General features: G+C 72.4%; 18 protein-coding genes. 14 read left to right on the top strand and 4 right to left on the bottom strand.

The features are described from left to right. The first annotated feature begins 122 nt into the window (after positions 1-122). Positions 123-1,160 (top strand): LuxR C-terminal-related transcriptional regulator, encoded by a 1,038-nt coding sequence (locus ACFW47_RS10660; protein WP_386305507.1) that lies wholly within the window; start codon positions 123-125, stop codon positions 1,158-1,160. Here ACFW47_RS10660 and ACFW47_RS10665 read toward each other — a convergent pair. After that, complete coding sequence (locus ACFW47_RS10665; protein ID WP_386305509.1) at positions 1,123-2,106, bottom strand: LuxR C-terminal-related transcriptional regulator; 984 nt, start codon at positions 2,104-2,106, stop codon at positions 1,123-1,125. The two genes, ACFW47_RS10660 and ACFW47_RS10665, sit on opposite strands and share 38 nt — an antisense overlap. Further along, positions 2,103-3,143, bottom strand: a complete 1,041-nt coding sequence (locus tag ACFW47_RS10670) for a helix-turn-helix transcriptional regulator (protein ID WP_386279777.1) — start codon at positions 3,141-3,143, stop codon at positions 2,103-2,105. Before ACFW47_RS10670 ends, ACFW47_RS10665 begins: the two co-directional genes overlap by 4 nt. 252 nt (positions 3,144-3,395) lie before the next feature. On the opposite strand from ACFW47_RS10670, the gene ACFW47_RS10675 reads away from it, so the two are divergent. Both ACFW47_RS10675 and clpB read left to right on the top strand, forming a co-directional pair. Next, positions 3,396-3,731: a hypothetical protein gene (locus ACFW47_RS10675; protein WP_031017290.1), complete on the top strand. Its 336-nt coding sequence runs from the start codon at positions 3,396-3,398 to the stop codon at positions 3,729-3,731. 325 nt (positions 3,732-4,056) lie between these two features. Beyond that, on the top strand, positions 4,057-6,654 hold the full coding sequence (gene clpB / locus ACFW47_RS10680) for an ATP-dependent chaperone ClpB (protein WP_386279775.1): 2,598 nt from the start codon (positions 4,057-4,059) through the stop codon (positions 6,652-6,654). A gap of 42 nt (positions 6,655-6,696) precedes the next feature. Here the strand turns inward: clpB and ACFW47_RS10685 are convergent, their stop codons facing one another. After that, positions 6,697-6,948, bottom strand: coding sequence for a hypothetical protein (locus ACFW47_RS10685; protein WP_386305510.1), 252 nt, complete (start codon positions 6,946-6,948; stop codon positions 6,697-6,699). 431 nt (positions 6,949-7,379) lie between these two features. Between ACFW47_RS10685 and ACFW47_RS10690 the strand changes: the two genes are divergently transcribed. Next, entirely contained in the window at positions 7,380-7,916 is a 537-nt protein-coding gene (locus ACFW47_RS10690) for a YbjN domain-containing protein (protein ID WP_073726403.1), read from the top strand. A 76-nt stretch (positions 7,917-7,992) separates the two neighbouring features. On the opposite strand, the gene ACFW47_RS10695 is transcribed toward ACFW47_RS10690, so the two are convergent. Next, on the bottom strand, positions 7,993-9,216 hold the full coding sequence (locus tag ACFW47_RS10695) for a pyridoxal phosphate-dependent aminotransferase (protein ID WP_386305511.1): 1,224 nt from the start codon (positions 9,214-9,216) through the stop codon (positions 7,993-7,995). 220 nt (positions 9,217-9,436) lie between these two features. Between ACFW47_RS10695 and ACFW47_RS10700 the strand changes: the two genes are divergently transcribed. The 10 genes from ACFW47_RS10700 (at position 9,437) to ACFW47_RS10745 (ending at position 18,648) form a co-directional block, all read left to right on the top strand. Next, positions 9,437-9,712 (top strand): hypothetical protein, encoded by a 276-nt coding sequence (locus ACFW47_RS10700; protein WP_386279767.1) that lies wholly within the window; start codon positions 9,437-9,439, stop codon positions 9,710-9,712. Between the two features lie 395 nt (positions 9,713-10,107). Continuing rightward, a complete protein-coding gene (locus tag ACFW47_RS10705; RefSeq protein ID WP_386279764.1) occupies positions 10,108-10,644 on the top strand; it encodes a DUF2617 family protein in 537 nt (178 codons plus the stop codon). Between the two features lie 110 nt (positions 10,645-10,754). After that, positions 10,755-12,434 carry a polyamine aminopropyltransferase gene (locus ACFW47_RS10710; RefSeq protein ID WP_386279761.1) on the top strand — a complete coding sequence of 560 codons (1,680 nt, stop codon included), beginning with the start codon at positions 10,755-10,757 and terminating at the stop codon, positions 12,432-12,434. Positions 12,435-12,683: 249 nt separating this feature from the next. After that, complete coding sequence (locus tag ACFW47_RS10715; protein ID WP_386305513.1) at positions 12,684-13,856, top strand: sensor histidine kinase; 1,173 nt, start codon at positions 12,684-12,686, stop codon at positions 13,854-13,856. Next, positions 13,853-14,596 (top strand): response regulator, encoded by a 744-nt coding sequence (locus ACFW47_RS10720; protein WP_386279756.1) that lies wholly within the window; start codon positions 13,853-13,855, stop codon positions 14,594-14,596. Before ACFW47_RS10715 ends, ACFW47_RS10720 begins: the two co-directional genes overlap by 4 nt. A gap of 64 nt (positions 14,597-14,660) precedes the next feature. Continuing rightward, on the top strand, positions 14,661-15,542 hold the full coding sequence (locus ACFW47_RS10725) for an SRPBCC family protein (protein ID WP_386305514.1): 882 nt from the start codon (positions 14,661-14,663) through the stop codon (positions 15,540-15,542). Positions 15,543-15,593: 51 nt separating this feature from the next. Continuing rightward, the gene (locus ACFW47_RS10730) at positions 15,594-16,382 is read left to right on the top strand and encodes an aldose 1-epimerase (RefSeq protein ID WP_386279752.1); all 789 of its coding nucleotides are present in this window, start codon (positions 15,594-15,596) and stop codon (positions 16,380-16,382) included. Between the two features lie 10 nt (positions 16,383-16,392). Beyond that, a complete protein-coding gene (pyrE, locus tag ACFW47_RS10735; RefSeq protein ID WP_386279750.1) occupies positions 16,393-16,941 on the top strand; it encodes an orotate phosphoribosyltransferase in 549 nt (182 codons plus the stop codon). A gap of 158 nt (positions 16,942-17,099) precedes the next feature. Then, entirely contained in the window at positions 17,100-18,131 is a 1,032-nt protein-coding gene (fbaA, locus tag ACFW47_RS10740) for a class II fructose-bisphosphate aldolase (RefSeq protein ID WP_386279748.1), read from the top strand. Between the two features lie 103 nt (positions 18,132-18,234). Next, entirely contained in the window at positions 18,235-18,648 is a 414-nt protein-coding gene (locus tag ACFW47_RS10745) for a DUF3151 domain-containing protein (protein WP_386305515.1), read from the top strand. Positions 18,649-18,788: the final 140 nt, after the last annotated feature.

An 18,788-nucleotide genomic window follows, 5' to 3' on the forward strand; every position in this document is an offset into this window, starting at 1 on the left:
TCGGTGTACCGGCCGTAACAGGCGTTTCCGGCCGCCGACCCGCCCCGAGCCGTGTTGCGGACCCGGTCCCGGCCGCGCATAGTTGCGCTGCGGAAGAGCCGAAACCGGGGGTGGGATGGGCGATGGCCGGGCACGGGGCTCAGGAGCATCCACACGGTGCCGACCGGCTGTGCGCGGCCGGGGACCGGGTGTACTCCAGAGCCGTACGACGCGGCCGGGTGCCGCGCCGGGACGCCGAACCGGTCCCCTGCCTCCTCGAACTGGCCCTGCTGCACCCGGACCCCGACGACATGGACTGGCTGGTGCCGACCGCTCCGCAGGAGGTCATGACCAGGCTGCTGCGCGGGCTCTACGACGAGGTCAGCGCGAGCCAGCGGCGGGTGGGTTCGGCGGTGGAGGCCTTCGAGTGGTACGCGGGCCTGGACGGGCGGACCCGGCCCGCCGCCGGCACGGAGGGTACGGCGATCCGGGTCCTCGACGGCCTGTCCCGCATCCAGGCGGCGATGGACGAGGCGACGCAGGCCTGCACGACGGAGGTCCTGACCGTGCAGCCCGGCGGCATCCGGCGCGAGGCGGAGCTCTCCGAAGGGCTGCACCGGGCTCTCGCACTGCGCGGTCGCGGAGTACGGATGCGGGACCTGTACACGCACGTCGCGCGGCACGGCCAAGGCCTGCTCAACTACCTGGAGCTGATGGGCGACGCGGTCGAGGCCCGCACGCTGGACGAGGTGATCGACCGCCTCATCCTCTTCGACCGCACCGTCGCCTTCATCCCCGCCAACACCGACCGCACGATGGCCCTGGAACTGCGCCACCCCGCCCTGATCGCCTACCTGGTCACGGTCTTCGAACGCCTGTGGCGCCTGGCGATCCCGCTGACCGCCCCCCTCCCCGACACCGGCATCGAGGGCATCTCCCACCGCGAGCAGTCCATCGCGGCGCTGCTGGCGGAGGGCCACCAGGACGCGGTCATCGCGGAACGCCTCGGCATAAGCGTCCGCACGGCCCGCGCGCACATCGCCCGCCTCTCGGAGACCCTGGGCGCGGCGAGCCGGACGCAGCTGGGCGTACGCATCGCCCAGGCGGGCCTGGACGGCGCACCCCGCGCGGTGACCTCCCCCGTCACCCTTCCGAGTCAAGAATCCCCGACTGCCCGATGAGGTAGCCGAGCTGGGCGCGGCTTTCGCTGCCGAGGGTGGCGGCGAGTTTGGCGATGTGGACGCGGGCGGTGCGGACGTTCATGCCGAGGCGTTCGGCTATGTCGGCGTCGGTGTGGCCTTCGATGAGGAGGGCGGCTATGGCTCGTTGGCGGGGGGTGATGCCGTTGAGGGTGGGTGGCTGGACGGCTTGGGGGTGCATGGGGGTGGCGAGGTGCCAGAAGCGGTCGAAGGTGTTGACGAAGTAGGCGACCAGGGCGGGGTGGCGGACTTCGAGGGCGAGGGAGCGGTCGGCGCTGGCGGGGATGAAGGCGACGGTGCGGTCGACGATGATGAGGCGCTCGGTGACTTCGTCGAGGGTCCGGGCCTCCACGTCGCCGGTCAGTTGCTCGTAGCGGGCGCGTGAATACGCGGCGTGGCGTGCTGTGTGCTGGTAGAGCGCGCGGATGCGAGCGCCACGGTCGAGGAAGGCCTGGTCCCGCAGGATGGCCCCTTCGAGGATGTCAGGGCGTTTGGTGACCTTCGAGTCGTGGGGCTGGATCGCCAGCAACTCGTGCCTGGCTTCAGCCATGGCTTCCTCGATGGCCTGCCCGGTCCGCTCCTTGCCACTGAGGATTCTGAGGGCCGGAGTGTCCTCGCTCGCCGCAGCACGCGTGCCGAGGCGCATGAGAGGTTCGAAGGCATCCGCAAGGCGTTCACCACGCCGCCGTTCGCGGGCTATGCGGACCTCCGACGCGCGCAGCAGCCGTTGCAGGGCGACGGTCGGTGCGGTCGGCTCCAGCCGGTCGAGGTCGTCGATGGCCGGATGCAGGAGGCCGTTGTCGATCAGGCAAGGCGCCGTCGTGACCGCGGCGCTGTCCAGGTGGCCCTCGCGCAGAGCACGGGAGTAGAGAGTGAGCCCCGCCTCGCACAGTTCCTCCGTTCCGTGGGGGTGCGGCTCGGCAGTCACGACTGGGTCTCCCCTCCCAGGCTCCCGCGGTTCTGTTCAAGGATCCCGGACTGGGCGATGAGATAGCCGAGTTGTGCGCGGCTTCCACTGCCCAGGGCGGATGCCAGCTTGGCTATGTGCGCGCGGCAGGTGCGCACGTTCATGCCCAGGCGCCGGGCGATGGCCTCGTCGACGTGTCCCTCGACCAAGAGCTTGGCGATGGAGTGCTGGATATCGGTGATGCCGCCGGGGGCAGGCTCGTACGGGGCGCCGGCACTCAACGGCACGGACCGGCTCCACATGAACTCGAAGACCTTGATCAGGTACCGGACCAGCCCGGGGTTGCGCAGTTCCAGCGCGACTTGTTGGTCATCCCGGGTGGGAATGAACGCGACGGTCTCGTCGCAGACGATGAGGCGTTCCACGACCTCGTCGATCGTGCGGTACTCGGCCTTGCCCACGGCCAATTGGGCGACGTAGGCGAGCTTCTGGGGACTGTACCGGGCGGTGTGTTGGTAGAGCGTTCGGATGCGTACGCCGCGTTCCAGCAGCGGTTTGTCCCTCTCCAGTCCCTGGGTGAGGCTGCGCTCGGAAAAGCGGTCGTCACTCGGTTGTATGGTGAGCATCTCCGAGCGGCACTGGGCTGTGGCCAGGTTGAGAGCCGTGTTGATGCGGTCGCTCCCCTCCAGCACCGTGATCGAGTGCTCGCTCGTCACTGCCTGGGTGCCGAGGGTCATGAACGGATCGAAGGCATCCGCCAGTGCGACGGAGAGCCGACGCCGTTCCGCGATATCCCGTTCGATGGGTTGCAGACGCTGGGCCAGGGCGACGGAAGGCTGAACCGGTCGCAACCAGTCGACGTCGTCCGGGTCGGGGTGCAGAAGGGCGAACTCCATCAGGCATGGTGCGGACTCCACGTGCGCTCGGGCGATCCTGCCCATGCGCAGGGCGTCCGCATAAAGGCGGGTGCCTTCGTCGCACAGTTCGGTCACCCCATGGGGATGCGTCTCATTAGACCGGTTTGCCACGGAATCTCCACCCCCCAGGGTCCTGAACATGCAGGAACATGATGCACCGATTGTGTGGCCATGACGTGTTGGAATGAGCCATCGTCTTATCTGACGGGGGAAGAGGAGACTTACGAGTGAGGACGAAGCCGACCATGCGCAAGAGACTGGTTCGCTCGGTGCTTGCTGCCGCCCTCTCCGCCGTCGCGGTCTTTGGAGCGCTGAGTGGTTACTCGGACGCGAAGAGCGACGTCCGGGCGGACAGTCACTGGCCGTCGATCGTTGTGAACTCGGAGGGTTGATGTGACCACTCCACCGGACGACCGCTCCTTCCGCCGCGAAATGGCCACCGCCTACCGCTCCGGCTGGCACTTCATCGACCTGGTCACCGCGATCCCCCACCCCGGTGACTCCCTGATGGTGACCGTCTTCGGTGAGCCGGTCGTCGTCACTCTGGACGAGGACGGTGACGTGCGGGCGTACCGGTGTCTGCGGCGGCCTCGGGGGGCGCCGCAGCCCGTGCGGTGTGCCATCCGTTACGGAATGATCTTTGTGAACCTGGACCAGAGGGACCACCGGCTCGCGCAGCCGGAGGACCCCGGAGTGAGGACCATCTCGGCCACCCCCCGCAGCGCCTGACGCGATTCCCCCGTCGTAACAAATCGCTCAGGTGCTTCCCCCCGGCAGCGGCGTCACCGTGACCTGAACACGGTGACGCCGCTGTCGTATGCGGCGACATTTCGGGGTACCGACCCGTATCGCCTTCTTGCCGACGTGGCCGAAAAGGCCCTCGCCTGACGGTGTTCGCCGCGCGAGGAGGTCGGCGGACCAGGAACCTGGTGCCACCCGGAGACTCATTGCGCCTCCCTTGAGTGGAATAGGCTCAACTTTGTGTACGTTGGATGAGTCAGCACTGGGAGACACGGCCGCCCGCCACGGCCGACGCTAGGAGGAGAGCCAGAACGTGGACGCCGAGCTGACCAACCGGAGCCGGGACGCGATCAACGCGGCCAGCAACCGCGCCGTGACCGAGGGGCATGCCGACCTCACCCCCGCCCACCTGCTCCTGGCCCTGCTCCAGGGGCAGGACAACGAGAACATCACCGACCTGCTCGCCGCCGTCGAGGCCGACCTCGCCGCCGTGCGTTCCGGCGCCGAGCGGATCCTCGCCGGGCTGCCCAGCGTCACCGGTGCCACGGTCGCACCCCCGCAGCCCAACCGTGAGATGCTCGCCGTGGTCGCCGACGCCCAGGCCCGCGCCAAGGAACTCGGGGACGAGTACCTCTCCACCGAGCACCTGCTCCTCGGCATCGCCGCGAAGGGCGGCGCGGCCGGTGAGGTACTGGAGGGGCAGGGAGCCAGTGCGAAGAAGCTGCAGGAGGCCTTCCGCAAGGCGAGGGGAGGGCGCCGCGTGACCACCGCGGACCCCGAGGGCCAGTACAAGGCGCTGGAGAAGTTCGGCACCGACCTCACCGCCTCCGCCCGGGAGGGCAGGCTCGACCCGGTCATCGGGCGGGACCAGGAGATCCGGCGGGTCGTGCAGGTGCTGAGCCGGCGTACCAAGAACAATCCCGTCCTCATCGGTGAGCCGGGTGTCGGCAAGACCGCCGTCGTGGAAGGGCTCGCCCAGCGGATCGTCAAGGGGGACGTGCCCGAGTCGCTCAAGAACAAGCGGCTGGTGGCGCTGGACCTGGGGGCGATGGTCGCGGGGGCCAAGTACCGGGGTGAGTTCGAGGAGCGGCTGAAGACCGTCCTCGCCGAGATCAAGGACTCCGACGGGCAGATCATCACCTTCATCGACGAGCTGCACACCGTGGTGGGGGCAGGTGCCGGCGGGGACTCCGCCATGGACGCCGGGAACATGCTGAAGCCCATGCTCGCCCGTGGTGAGCTGCGCATGGTGGGCGCGACCACGCTGGACGAGTACCGGGAGCGGATCGAGAAGGACCCGGCGCTGGAGCGGCGCTTCCAGCAGGTGCTGGTCGCCGAGCCGACCGTCGAGGACTCGATCGCCATTCTGCGCGGGCTCAAGGGGCGCTACGAGGCACACCACAAGGTGCAGATCGCGGACAGCGCGCTGGTGGCCGCCGCCGGTCTGTCCGACCGGTACATCACCTCCCGGTTCCTGCCCGACAAGGCCATCGACCTCGTCGACGAGGCCGCGTCCCGGCTGCGCATGGAGATCGACTCCTCGCCCGTCGAGATCGACGAGCTGCAGCGTGCCGTCGACCGGCTGAAGATGGAGGAGCTGGCGATCGGGAAGGAGACCGACGCCGCCTCCCTCGAACGCCTGGAGCGGCTGCGGCGCGACCTCGCGGACAAGGAGGAGGAACTGCGCGGCCTCACCGCCCGCTGGGAGAAGGAGAAGCAGTCCCTCAACCGGGTCGGTGAGCTGAAGGAGAAGCTCGACGAACTGCGCGGCCAGGCCGAGCGCGCTCAGCGCGACGGCGACTTCGACACCGCCAGCAAGCTGCTGTACGGGGAGATCCCGGCCCTGGAGCGGGACCTGGAGGCCGCCTCCGAGGCCGAGGAGGAGGTGGCCAGGGACACCATGGTCAAGGAGGAGGTCGGCGCCGACGACATCGCCGACGTCGTCGCCTCCTGGACCGGCATCCCCGCCGGGCGGCTGATGGAGGGCGAGACGCAGAAGCTGCTGCGGATGGAGGACGAGCTCGGCAGGCGGCTGATCGGGCAGACCGAGGCCGTGCGGGCCGTGTCCGACGCCGTACGGCGGAGCCGGGCCGGGATCGCCGATCCCGATCGGCCGACCGGGTCGTTCCTCTTCCTCGGGCCGACCGGTGTCGGCAAGACCGAGCTGGCCAAGGCGCTCGCCGACTTCCTCTTCGACGACGAGCGGGCGATGGTCCGCATCGACATGAGTGAGTACAGCGAGAAGCACAGCGTCGCCCGGCTGGTCGGCGCCCCGCCCGGGTACGTGGGATACGAGGAGGGCGGTCAGCTCACCGAGGCGGTGCGGCGGCGGCCGTACAGCGTCGTGCTGCTGGACGAGGTGGAGAAGGCGCACCCCGAGGTCTTCGACATCCTGCTCCAGGTGCTGGACGACGGGCGGCTGACCGACGGGCAGGGCCGCACGGTCGACTTCCGCAACACCATCCTGGTCCTGACCTCCAACCTCGGCAGCCAGTACCTGGTCGACCCGGTGACCACCGAGGCCGAGAAGAAGGAGCAGGTCCTGGAGGTGGTCCGGGCATCGTTCAAGCCGGAGTTCCTCAACCGGCTCGACGACCTCGTGGTCTTCTCGGCGCTGAGCAAGGAGGAGCTGAGCCGGATCGCGCGGCTCCAGATCGACGCGCTCGCCCGGCGGCTCGCCGAGCGCCGCCTCACCCTGGAGGTCACCGACGACGCCCTGGCCTGGCTGGCCGACGAGGGCAACGATCCGGCCTACGGCGCCCGGCCGCTGCGCCGCCTGGTGCAGACCGCCATCGGCGACCGGCTCGCCCGGGAGATCCTCTCCGGCGAGATCAAGGACGGCGACACGGTCCGCGTGGACCGCTTCGGCGACGACCTGATCGTGGGCCCGGCGGGCGGCAAGACGCTGTAGCCCCGGACGCGCGGCCCCTCACACCCGGGGGCCGCGCGCACGTCACAGGGTGAACGCGGAGAACCGCACCAAGGCGGTGCCGGCGTCCAGGTACTCGACGCTCACCTGGACGGCGTGGGCGTCCACACCGTCCGGCAGGCCCTGCGCGTAGCCCAGATCCAGACACAGGTCCACGGCGGCGCCCCCGCAGTACTCCGTCTCGGGCGCGGGGGCGTCCGGGTAGGTGTGCGCGAGCCACTCGGCGACCCCGGCGCGCGGCACCGGAAGACCGCGCTGTAGTGGATGTCCTGCCATCCCTGCCTCGTGCAGGCCCCCGCCGGCTGGGCGCCGTCCGGCAGCGCCGCCCCGCCGAAGCCCAGCGCCTCCGGGCAAGGGCGCTGCTCGGGGCCGCCGCCGAGCGGATACTCGGAATCGGACGCCACGAGGCCCACGACGGCCACGAGGACGGTGAGGACGGGGAGCAGCACCAGCGCGGCCAGGGCCACGAGGGCCGCGGCCGGCCACCACCTGGTCCGCCCGCGCGGCATCTCCTCGCCGCCGTCCGCGTTCCCCGCCACCCCGCCCCGTGCCCGTCTCATGGCCCCGCCTCCGTCCGCCGCACGTCCCACCCGTCCACCCGACCGGCCGGATCATGTCAGCCGACGGCTGACAGGCCCCCGGCGGGCTTGCCACCCCCCTCCCCGCATGGGGGAGGATGGCCAGATCCGTACGAAGGGAAAATCACGGTGAGCATCGACCCGTCCTCGATTCCGAACTTCGGGGGCAAGCAGCCCGAGCCGCAGCCCCAAGGACCGGCGGGCCCCGTCGTCCCGGATCAGGATCTTGTGAAGCAGCTCCTCGAACAGATGGAGCTCAAGTACGTCGTCGACGACGAGGGCGACCTCGCGGCGCCGTGGGAGCAGTTCCGTACGTACTTCATGTTCCGCGGCGAGGGTGACCAGCAGGTCTTCTCGGTGCGGACGTTCTACGACCGGCCCCACCAGATCGACGAGAAGCCGCAGCTGCTCGAGTCGATCGACGACTGGAACCGGCGCACCCTGTGGCCGAAGGTGTACTCCCACACCCACGACGACGGCACCGTCCGCCTGATCGGCGAGGCGCAGATGCTGATCGGCATGGGCGTCAGCCTGGAGCACTTCGTCTCCTCGACGGTCAGCTGGGTGCGCGCCGCCATCGAGTTCGACCGGTGGCTCGTGGAGCAGCTCGGCCTGGAGCAGGAGGTCAACGAGGCGGAGAAGCCCAAGGAGGAGGGCGAGGAGTAGTCTCCCTCCCCCGCCGGCAGGGGAGCCCGGTCCGGACGGTGACGTCCGGGCCGGGCTCCTCCCCGTTCCGGGACGTTCAGGTCTTCCGGTCCGCCGCCCCCAGCGCCTTCAGGCGGCCGACCGCCTCCTCCAGCACCCGGGTCCGCTTGCAGAACGCGAACCGGACGAAGGGGGCGCCCGCCTCCCGGTGGTCGTAGAAGACCGCGTTGGGTACGGCGACGACGCCCGCGCGCTCGGGCAGGGCGCGGCAGAAGGAGAAACCGTCCTCCTCGCCGAGGGGGCGGATGTCGGTGGTGACGAAGTACGTGCCGGAGGGGCGGTAGACGCCGAAACCCGCCTCCTGAAGCCCCGTCGCCAGCAGGTCCCGCTTGGCGCGCATGTCCTCCCGGTAGGCCGTGAAGTACGACTCGGGAAGGGCGAGGGCCTCGGCGACCGCGTACTGGAAGGGTCCGGCCGACACGTACGTCAGGTACTGCTTCGCCGCGCGGACCGCCGTGAGCAGGGCGGGCGCGGCGGTGATCCAGCCGACCTTCCAGCCGGTGAAGGAGAACGTCTTGCCGGCCGATCCGATCGTCACCGTGCGCTCGCGCATGCCCGGGAAGGAGGCGAGCGGGATGTGCTCGGCCTCGTCGAAGACCAGGTGCTCGTAGACCTCGTCGGTCACCACCAGCAGGTCCCGTTCGACGGCCAGCTCGGCGATCGCCGCCAGTTCGGCGCGGGTCAGGACCGTGCCCGTCGGGTTGTGCGGGGTGTTCAGCAGCAGCAGGCGGGTGCGGTCGGTGACCGCGTCGCGCAGCTCGTCGAGGTCCAGGCGGAAGGCGCCCTCGTGCGGACGCAGGGTCACCGGTACGCGGGTGCCGCCCGCCATGGCGACGCAGGCCGCGTAGGAGTCGTAGTACGGCTCCAGCGCGATGACCTCGTCGCCGGGTTCCAGCAGGGCCAGCAGGGAGGCGGCGATGGCCTCCGTGGCGCCCGCGGTGACCAGGACCTCGGTGTCGGGGTCGTAGGACAGGCCGTAGCGGCGGTGCTGGTGGGCGGTGACGGCGCCGCGCAGCTCGGGTACGCCCGGGCCGGGCGGGTACTGGTTGCCGCGTCCGTCGCGCAGCGCCCGTACGGCGGCCTCCCGGACCTCCTCGGGGCCGTCGGTGTCGGGGAAGCCCTGGCCCAGGTTGATCGCGCCGGTCCGCACGGCCAGGGCGGACATCTCGGCGAAGATCGTCGTCCCGAACTCGGCGAGCCGGCGATTGAGGAAGGGGCGGGCGCTGGAGCCCACGGGCGGCGTGGAGGTCATGGCGGCCATCCTGCGCCGAAGCTCTGAGCTTCCTCAACTCTGCTTTGGGGCGTGGCGGCGAGGGGCATCTCCCGAGCACGCGACGAGAGCTTCACGCCGAGGACGTCGAGACGCCGAGCGCACGGCGCACGCCGGCCACGTCCGCGGCGCAGACAGCGAGGCACCCACGGGGGGTTGCTTCGGGGGACCTTCCGGGCACGGGCCCGGACAGCGGAAGGAGGGTGACGCCATGGTCATCGGCCTCATCCTGATCGTGTTCGCCGCCCTGCTGCTCGCCGGGCTCACGGCCGGGGCGCGCAGCGGCTCGTCCGCCGGACGCGCCCGGCGACGGAGCACGGGGTCGTCCGGCGGGGGCGGCGGCAGCTGGTGGGCCGGGGACGGCGGATCGTCCCCGGGCGGACACGACTCGAGCCACTCCTGCGGTGGCGGCTCGTCCTGCGGAGGCGGGTCGTCCTGCGGGGGCGGGGGAGGGGGCGGCGGCGGATGCGGTGGAGGCAGCGGCTGACACGGGGCAGCCGAGCTCCAGCAGGGGGAGCCGCATCCGCGCCTCGGGGCCCGCGCCTGGGACCGGGCCCCGCCCCCACCACAGCGCCCGCCGGGACTCGCACCCGGCGGGCGCTCCCACGCACCGGCGCGCGCCGCGCGGGCGGGGTGTACGCCCTGGTTGAACAGTTGAGCTGAGGAGCCCCCTGAGGGATGGAAAGCCCACGAAGTTGGGTAAAAACGCTGTGGCGGCGCCACAGTTCATGATTCGCTCTCCCTCACCAACGCAGCTCCTCGGACGACCTGTTGACCCCCCTCCTGACCGGCCGACTGGGCTGAGCGGGCCGCATCTTCGGCGACGACCGGGGTGCGCAGGCCCCACACCTTCCCTTCCTTGTGTGCTTGCGGAGCCGATCCATGCTCACGACCCTGACAACCGCCTACACCGACACGCGCGCCGCCGACCTGGCCTGGGCCCTGGGGCGCGAGCCGCTGCCCGCGCTCGCCAGCCTCGATGTCGAACTGACGGGAGCGAAACTGCAGTTGAGGCTCCTGGGGGCCTCCCACCAAGTGCTGCTCGAGGAGGAGCGGGGCACCTGCTCGGAGACGGTGGCGTGCATCCCGGGCAGCAGCACCCCCCTGCCCCTCGGCGTCGCCAAGCGGGTGGGCGACTGGGAGTACGAGTTCGCCGCCCGCGTGGAACGGCTGACGCCGGGCTCCTTCGCGGGGCGGGCGCAGGAGCTGCTGGCCCTGGTCTCCGACCACCCGCACGGCCTGGCCGGTGTCTTTCCCGGCAGCCCGCACGCCTTCACGGCGCTGCTGGCCCAGCGGTGCGAGGGGCAGGTGCACTGGCGGACCTGGCACGCCTATCCGCAGGACGGCCAACTGGTGGCGACCCGGACCCGGGTGGGCGTGCGGGTGCCGGCGCCGCGGCTCGCCCCGGCCGTGGGGTGAGCCGCCGCGGTCCGGTGGGACGGCGGGATAAACCTGCGGTGCCCAACGGAACGCCGGTTTCACACGTGTGGGTGACGAAGCGGAGTGAGGGAGTGACGTAACGTCACCCCGTGATCGAACCGCACGCGCCCGCCCCACCCGGCTCTCCGCCGTCCTGGGGCGGCTCCGGCGGCTCCGGCACGCCGCCCCTGCCGCCCGCCCGGGGCGCGCCGGCGCGGCTGCCCGTCCGGCCGGCCACCGGGCGGTTCCTGGTACTGGCGGGTGTGTTCGTCTGCGCGGCCTGCGGGCTCGTGTACGAACTCGAACTCGTCGCCCTCGCCTCGTACCTGATCGGCGACTCGGTCACCCAGGCGTCCGTCGTGCTGTCCGTCATGGTCTTCGCCATGGGCCTCGGTTCGCTCGCCGCCAAGCGGCTGCGCCGGTTCGCGGCGGCGGGCTTCGGCGCGGTCGAGGCCGTCCTCGCCCTCGTCGGCGGCTCCAGCGCGATGGTGCTCTACGCCGTCTTCGCCTGGACCGGCGGCTGGGGCGGACTGTGGGCCGACGGCCCGCGCTTCCTCCTGGTCGGCTTCTCGCTCGTCATCGGCGTGCTGATCGGCGCCGAGGTGCCGTTGCTGATGGAGCTGATCCAGCGGGTGCGCCGCCAGGACGCGGGCGGTGCCGTCGCCGACCTGTTCGCCGCGGACTACGTCGGCGCGCTCGTCGGCGGCCTCGCCTTCCCCTTCGTACTGCTGCCGTTCCTCGGCCAGCTGACCGGCGCGCTGCTCACCGGAACCGTCAACGCGGTCGTCGGTGCCGCCCTGGTCCTCGGCCTGTTCCGCCGGGACATGTCCCGCAGGGCCCGCTGGCTGCTGCTGACCGCCAACGCCGTCGTCCTCGCCCTCCTCGCCACCGCGACCGTCCTCGCCGACGACTTCGAGCGCGCCGCCCGGCACGCCGTCTACGGCCAGGACGTCCGCGTGGCCCTCCGGACCGACGTGCAGGAGGTGGTCCTCACCGGCGACACCGACGGCCGGCCCCTCGCCCTGTTCCTGGACGGCCGGCTGCGGTTCGGCGCCGACGACGAGCGGCGCTACCACGAGGCGCTGGTGCACCCCGCCATGAGCGGCGCGCACGCCAGCGTGCTGGTCCTGGGCGGCGACGGCCTCGCAGTGCGGGAGGTGCTGCGCCACCGCGACGTGCGCCGCGTGGACGTCATCGAGTCCGACCCCGAGCTGACCCGGCTGGCCCGCCACGACCCCGGTCTGTCCGCGCTGAACGAGCACGCCTACGGCGACGCCCGGGTCCGCGTCGTCGCGGCCGACGCCTTCCGCCGGCTGCGCACGACACCCACCGGGACCTACGACGTGGTGATCTCGGACCTGCCCGACCCGGGCATCACGGCGGGGACCAAGCTGTACTCGCAGGAGTTCTACGGCCTGCTGCGCCGGGTGCTCACCCCCGACGGGCGGCTCGCCGTGCACGCCGGCCCCCTGACCGATCGTCCCCGGACCTTCTGGACGGTGGACGCGACCCTGCGGGCGGCCGGCCTGCGGACCGCCCCCTACCGCGTCGACGCCACGGGCACCGGCGACGCGTCCGGCCCGGACCGCACGACCGCCGCCGGCGGGCACGCCCCTCGCGACTGGGGCTTCCTCCTGGCCGCCCGCACACCCCCCGGGCCGCGCCTCGACCCGGCGGCTCCCCGCCCGCGCACCCTCACGGCCGAGTCCCTGGCCCGGGGCGCCCACGCCGCCTCCCGCACCCGGATCGCGGACCTGCCGCCGTCGACGCTGGTGCACCCCCGCTACTGACCCCGCCCCCGTTCCGGTGCGAACACCGCTCGTGCGACGGCCCGTCCCTCCCCCGGGCACGGGACGGACCGCCACACCCCCCTGCGGATCGTTCGCACCGAGAACCTACGGCCGCCCCGTCCGTCCCCGAATCCCGCAGGGGGTGGACATGGGGGTCGTTCCAGCGCGGTAGGCCGCCGGTTCCTGCAACTCCCGCGGTACGGCGGAAGGATGACGCCGCCGCCGGGCCGGCGGACCTACGCTGCGGCAATGCGCCTGCACCCCCTGGCGGCCGACGGCCTGATCGCCGCGGCGCTCACGACCGTGGCCGTACTGCTCGGCACCGAGGCCGTCGCCCAGGGGTGGCCCGCGCTCGACCCGCTCGCCTGGACCCTCGCCGCCCTGGTCACCCTTCCGCTCGCCCTGCGCACCCGCGCCCCCGTCACCGTCTGCCTCGCCGCGCACGCCTGCTGGGCGGTCTACGTCACCCTCGGCTACTGGCCCGTGGTCGGCTCCTTCGGCCCCATGCTCGCCGTCTACACCGTCGCCTCCCTCCGCCCCACCCGCACCGCGGCCGCCTGCGCCGTGCTCCTCGCCGGCGTCTGGGTCTATGCCGGGGTGGTCAGCGACGCCGAGGCGATGGCGTCGGTCGTGGGGCAGGCCGTGGGCTTCCCGCTGGTGCTGTGGCGGTTCGGGTACGTCGCCCGGCGCACCGCCGAACTCACCCGGCAGCTGCGGGCCGAACAGTCCGACCGGGCCCGGCGCGAGGTGGCCGGGGAACGCGTGCGCATCGCCCGGGAACTGCACGACGTGGTCGCCCACCACATCGCCGTCATCAACGTCCAGGCCGGCCTCGCCCGCTTCGTCTTCCACACCGACGCCCGCACCGCCCGCGACGCCCTCGACACCATCGAGGGGGCCAGCGGCGAGGCCCTCGCCGAACTGCGCCGCATGCTGGGCCTGTTGCGGGCCGACGGCGTCCAGGGCGCGGACGGCGCCCCCGCTCCCGGCCTCGACCAGCTCGACGAGATGGTCACCCGGGTGCGCACCGGCGGCGTCGGCGTCGACCTGCGCGTCACGGGCACCCCGCGACCCCTGCCGCCCGGCGTCCAGCTGTGCGTCTACCGGGTGGTGCAGGAGGCCCTCACCAATGTGCTCAAGCACGCGCCCGGCGCGCACGCCGCCGTCGAACTCGCCTACCGCGCGGGCGAGGTGGCGGTGTCGGTGACCGACGACGGGCATGCCGGGGCGGGCCGGGAGGGGGTGGATTCGGACACAATCCCCGAGCGCGGCGGCCACGGCTTGATCGGGATGCGGGAGCGGGCCAAGCTCTACGGCGGGACGATCGCCGTCGGCCCGCGCAGTGAGGGGGGATTCGGCGTGCGCCTGACCCTGCCGACGCCGGTACAGACCGCACGCCGGGGAGACGCCGTCCACGAATGACCGAACCGGACTCCGCCGCCGACCGCGCGACAGCCACGCCGGGCCGGCCGGTCAGGCTGCTCGTCGTCGACGACCAGTTCCTCGTCCGCAGCGGACTCGCCGCGCTGCTGCGCGCGGCCCCCGGCATGGAGGTCGTCGGCGAGGCCTGCGACGGGGCCGAGGCGGTGGCGCTGGCCGCGCGGACCCGGCCGGACGTCGTCCTCATGGACATCCGCATGCCCGGTATGACCGGCATCCAGGCCACCGAGCGCATCCTCGCCGAGGCGGTGGACCCCGCCCCCCGTGTCCTGGTCCTGACCACCTTCGACCTCGACGAGTACGTGTACGGTGCCCTGCGCGCCGGTGCCTCCGGCTTCCTGCTCAAGGACGCCGGCCCCGAACGGCTGCTCGCGGCCGTCACCGCGGTGCACGGCGGTGACGCGCTGTTCGCGCCCGCGGTCACCCGGCGCCTGGTGGAGGCGTTCACGCGGATGTCGGACACCGGACCGCGGGGTGCGCCGGACGCCGGACCGCCCCCCGGGCTGGCGGCGCTGACCGGCCGCGAGGCCGAGGTCCTGAAGCTGGTCGCCCGCGGCATGAGCAACGCCGAGGCCGCCGACCGGCTCTTCATCAGCGAGGCCACGGTGAAGACCCACCTCAACCGCACGATGACCAAGCTCGGCCTGACCAGCAGGGCCCAGGCGGTGGTGGTGGCGTACGAGACGGGACTGGTGACGCCCGGGGGTACGGGAGGTACGTGAGGCGGCGGACGACTTCGTGCCGACGGGGGGTGCGCCGGGCGCCCGCTGGGTAGGGTGGCGTGACATGGAGCATGAGGTGTTCGTTCCGGTTCCGGCCGAGCGGCTCGGGGACGTGCTGGCCGACCCCGCCCGGGTGGCGCGGGCCCTTCCGGGGCTCCAGCAGGACGCCGGCGCCGAGCCCGTCACGGGACGGCTGAAGGTGCGCGTCGGCAGCCACTCCATCACCTACCGGGGCGCGCTGCGCCTGACCGCCCGGGGCGACGGCACGTACGCCGTCGAGGGCGACGCCACCGAGTCGCGCGGCACCGGCACGGTCGCGCTCGCCCTCACGCTCCGGGTGGCGGACGCCGACGGCGGGTGCACCCTGGTGATCGCCGGGACGGCCACGGCGGACGGTCGGGTCACGGAGCTCCCGGCGGACGCGGTGACGTCGGCGACGACCCGGCTGCTGACCCGCTTCGCGGAGAACCTGGGCAGGGCGGCGGAGCAGGAGGCGAGGCCCGGGCAGGAGCCCGAGCCCGAGTCCAAGCCCGAGCCCGAGCCCGACCTCGAGCCCGAGTCCAAGCCCGAGCCCGAGTCCCGGCCGGGGCAGGAGTCCGAACCCGAGCACGTCTCCGTCTTCGACACCGAGGTCCCTCCGCCCTCCCTCGCGGACGAGGCCGACGGCGGGACCGAGGCCGCCGCCGGCGCCGTGGGCGGGCCGCAGGCGCCCGACACCCCGGGCGCACCCGAGCCGCCCCCCGCCGAGGCCGCGCACGCGCGCCGCACGATGATCGGCCGCAGCGCCGAGGAGGTGGACCACGCCCCGCCGCGCGGCCGGTACGCGCCCGTCCCCGCGCCCCAGGCGGGCATGGCCGGCACTTCCCTGCGCTGGGCCGCACCGGCGGCGGCGCTGGTGGTGGCGTCGGCGATCGTGGTGGGCCGCGCGCTGCGCAGGCGCCGCTGAACGGGCGCCGACCGGGTGGGGCGCCCTTGATCGCCCCAGTAGGGTCGTGGCGTGAGCAACGAACCCATCACGCTGACCGCGGGTGACGCGGAGGCGACCGTGCTGCCGGGCAACGGCGGCCGGATCGGCGGGCTGCGCGTCGGCGGCACGGAGCTGCTCCGCCAGGGCGAGCGCTACGGCTGCTTCCCGATGGTCCCCTGGTGCGGCCGCATCCGCGAGGGCCGTTTCCGGGACGGCGCCGTCGTCCACCAGATGCCGCTGAACTCTCCGCCGCACGCCATCCACGGCACCGCCCGCGACGCCGCCTGGCGCACCGCCCGCGTCACCGCCGGCGAGGCGGTCCTCACGTACGACCTCACCGACCCCTGGCCCTACCCCGGCCGCGTCACCCAGGTGATCGCCCTCACCGGGGACGCGCTGACGCTGACGATGTCGGTCGAGACCTACGAGTCGTCCTTCCCGGCGCAGCTCGGCTGGCACCCCTGGTTCAACCGCACCCTCGACGGCGCGGACGTGGCGATCGCCTTCGACCCCGCCTGGCAGGAGGAGCGCGGCGACGACCACCTGCCCACCGGCAACCGGGTCGACCCGAAGCCGGGCCCCTGGGACGACTGCTTCGGCATGCCCGAGGGAGTCGACGTCACCCTCACCTGGCCGGAGCGCCTGACGCTGAAGGTGACCAGCCCCGAGCAGTGGGCCGTGGTCTACGACGAGCAGGAGGCCGCCGTCTGCGTGGAGCCGCAGACCGGCCCGCCCAACGGCCTGAACACCCTCCCGCGCCTGGTCACGCCCCTGGAGCCGCTGGAGGCCACCACGACCTGGAGCTGGACCCGGCTCTAAGCTGGTGGGCATGACGGACGTACGCGCGGCGCTGCTGCAGCAGATCAAGGACAAGGCCGTGGTGCACGGCAGGGTGACCCTCTCCTCGGGTCTCGAGGCCGACTACTACGTCGACCTGCGCCGCATCACCCTGGACGGCGAGGCCGCGCCGCTGGTCGGGCAGGTGCTGCTGGACCTGACGGCCGACCTGGACTTCGACGCGGTCGGCGGGCTGACCATGGGCGCCGACCCGGTCGCCGCGAGCATGCTGCACGCCGCCGCCGCGCGGGGCCGCAAGCTGGACGCCTTCGTGGTCCGCAAGGCCGCCAAGGCGCACGGCCTGCAGCGCCGCGTCGAGGGCCCGGACATCAAGGGCCGCCGCGTCCTGGTCGTCGAGGACACCTCCACCACCGGCGGCTCCCCGCTCACCGCCGTCGAGGCCGTGCGCGAGGCCGGTGCCGAGGTGGTCGCCGTCGCGACGATCGTCGACCGGGCGACGGGCGCCGCCGAGAAGATCGAGCAGGGCGCCTCGGTGCCGTACCGGTACGCGTACGACAAGGACGAGCTGGGCCTGGACTGACGCTCCCCCCGGACCGGGGACGGTCCGGGGGACGGACGTCCACTCGGAGTATCCCGGTTCGTCTGGAAGGATGGGGCCGACGATGACGTCGCCCCCCATGGTCTAGGTCAGGGCCGAAGCACGTATCACGCCCACCCGCACATACAAGGAGCGGACAGATGCCCATCGCAACTCCCGAGGTCTACAACGAGATGCTGGACCGGGCGAAGGCAGGAAAGTTCGCCTACCCGGCCATCAACGTGACCTCCTCCCAGACGCTGCACGCGGCCCTGCGCGGTTTCGCGGAGGCGGAGAGCGACGGCATCGTCCAGATCTCCACCGGCGGCGCCGAGTTCCTGGGCGGCCAGCACAACAAGGACATGGTGACCGGCGCCGTCGCCCTCGCCGAGTTCGCGCACATCGTCGCCGAGAAGTACGACGTCACCGTCGCCCTGCACACCGACCACTGCCCGAAGGACAAGCTCGACGGGTACGTGCGTCCGCTGCTCGCGGTCTCCGAGGAGCGCGTCAAGGCCGGCCGCGACCCGCTCTTCCAGTCGCACATGTGGGACGGCTCCGCCGAGACCCTGTCCGACAACCTCTCCATCGCCCAGGAGCTCCTGGAGCGCGCCCGCGCCGCCAGGATCATCCTCGAGGTCGAGATCACCCCGACCGGCGGTGAGGAGGACGGCGTCTCGCACGAGATCAACGACTCCCTCTACACCACGGTCGACGACGCGGTCCGCACCGTCGAGGCCCTGGGCCTGGGCGAGAAGGGCCGCTACCTGCTCGCCGCGTCGTTCGGCAACGTGCACGGCGTGTACAAGCCGGGCAACGTCGTGCTCCGCCCCGAGCTGCTCAAGGAGCTGAACGAGGGCATCGCGTCGAAGTACGGTCAGCCGGCCGGCAGCAAGCCGTTCAACTTCGTCTTCCACGGCGGCTCCGGCTCCACCGCCGAGGAGATCGCGACCGCCCTGGAGAACGGCGTGGTCAAGATGAACATCGACACGGACACCCAGTACGCCTTCACGCGTCCGGTCGCCGACCACATGTTCCGCAACTACGACGGCGTCCTGAAGGTCGACGGCGAGGTCGGCAACAAGAAGACCTACGACCCGCGCACCTGGGGCAAGCTGGCCGAGGCCGGCATGGCCGCGCGCGTCGTCGAGGCCTGCGGGCACCTGCGCTCGGCGGGCCAGAGGATCAAGTAGCGGGCCGGGAGACCGAGCAGCGGTCTCCCACCGGCCGCGTCCGGGCGCCCGGCCGTACCCCTGGTACGTCCGGGTGCCCGCGCGTTTGGGGATACTGGTTCCCATGGCCATTCACGAGAACCTCCTCGGGGGACCGCCCCCGACCTACCTCCCCGACGACCCCGGGCCGCGCGAGCTGCTGGCCGGCAAAACCTCCGCCGCCGACGTCGCCGCGAAGTACCCGACGTCCTCGCTGGCCTGGGCCCGGCTGGCCGACGAGGCGTACGAGCGGGGCGGCGTGGTGGAGTCGTACGCGTACGCCCGTACGGGCTACCACCGCGGCCTGGACGCCCTGCGCCGCAACGGCTGGAAGGGCCACGGACCGGTGCCCTGGAGCCACGAGCCGAACCGCGGCTTCCTGCGCGCCCTGCACGCCCTCGCCCGCGCCGCCCAGGCGATCGGCGAGAAGGAGGAGTACGAGCGCTGCAGCCAGTTCCTGAAGGACTCCTCGCCGGAGGCGGCCGAGGTCCTGGGCTGAACCGCGCCCGTGCCGCAAGGCCTGCCCGCCGTGCGGGGGCGGGCCTTGCGGTTTCCTGCGACGATTGCGGAGGATGCCGTGTGGGGACCGGGGCCCCGTGCCGGTAACGGCAGGGCGGACCGCTACCCGTAGTGCCATCA

The sequence above is a fragment of the Streptomyces sp. NPDC058796 genome, assembly GCF_042745235.1.
Taxonomy (GTDB): domain Bacteria; phylum Actinomycetota; class Actinomycetes; order Streptomycetales; family Streptomycetaceae; genus Streptomyces.

What these genes read in the sequence shown, in the direction of transcription:
- ACFW47_RS10660 (WP_386305507.1), top strand. Translation starts at nt 123, where the DNA reads ATGGCCGGGCACGGGGCTCAGGAGCATCCACACGGTGCCGACCGGCTG.
- ACFW47_RS10670 (WP_386279777.1), bottom strand. Translation starts at nt 3,143, where the DNA reads ATGTTCAGGACCCTGGGGGGTGGAGATTCCGTGGCAAACCGGTCTAAT.
- ACFW47_RS10685 (WP_386305510.1), bottom strand. Translation starts at nt 6,948, where the DNA reads ATGGCAGGACATCCACTACAGCGCGGTCTTCCGGTGCCGCGCGCCGGG.
- ACFW47_RS10695 (WP_386305511.1), bottom strand. Translation starts at nt 9,216, where the DNA reads ATGGCCGCCATGACCTCCACGCCGCCCGTGGGCTCCAGCGCCCGCCCC.
- ACFW47_RS10700 (WP_386279767.1), top strand. Translation starts at nt 9,437, where the DNA reads ATGGTCATCGGCCTCATCCTGATCGTGTTCGCCGCCCTGCTGCTCGCC.
- ACFW47_RS10705 (WP_386279764.1), top strand. Translation starts at nt 10,108, where the DNA reads ATGCTCACGACCCTGACAACCGCCTACACCGACACGCGCGCCGCCGAC.
- ACFW47_RS10715 (WP_386305513.1), top strand. Translation starts at nt 12,684, where the DNA reads ATGCGCCTGCACCCCCTGGCGGCCGACGGCCTGATCGCCGCGGCGCTC.
- ACFW47_RS10720 (WP_386279756.1), top strand. Translation starts at nt 13,853, where the DNA reads ATGACCGAACCGGACTCCGCCGCCGACCGCGCGACAGCCACGCCGGGC.
- ACFW47_RS10725 (WP_386305514.1), top strand. Translation starts at nt 14,661, where the DNA reads ATGGAGCATGAGGTGTTCGTTCCGGTTCCGGCCGAGCGGCTCGGGGAC.
- pyrE (WP_386279750.1), top strand. Translation starts at nt 16,393, where the DNA reads ATGACGGACGTACGCGCGGCGCTGCTGCAGCAGATCAAGGACAAGGCC.
- fbaA (WP_386279748.1), top strand. Translation starts at nt 17,100, where the DNA reads ATGCCCATCGCAACTCCCGAGGTCTACAACGAGATGCTGGACCGGGCG.
- ACFW47_RS10745 (WP_386305515.1), top strand. Translation starts at nt 18,235, where the DNA reads ATGGCCATTCACGAGAACCTCCTCGGGGGACCGCCCCCGACCTACCTC.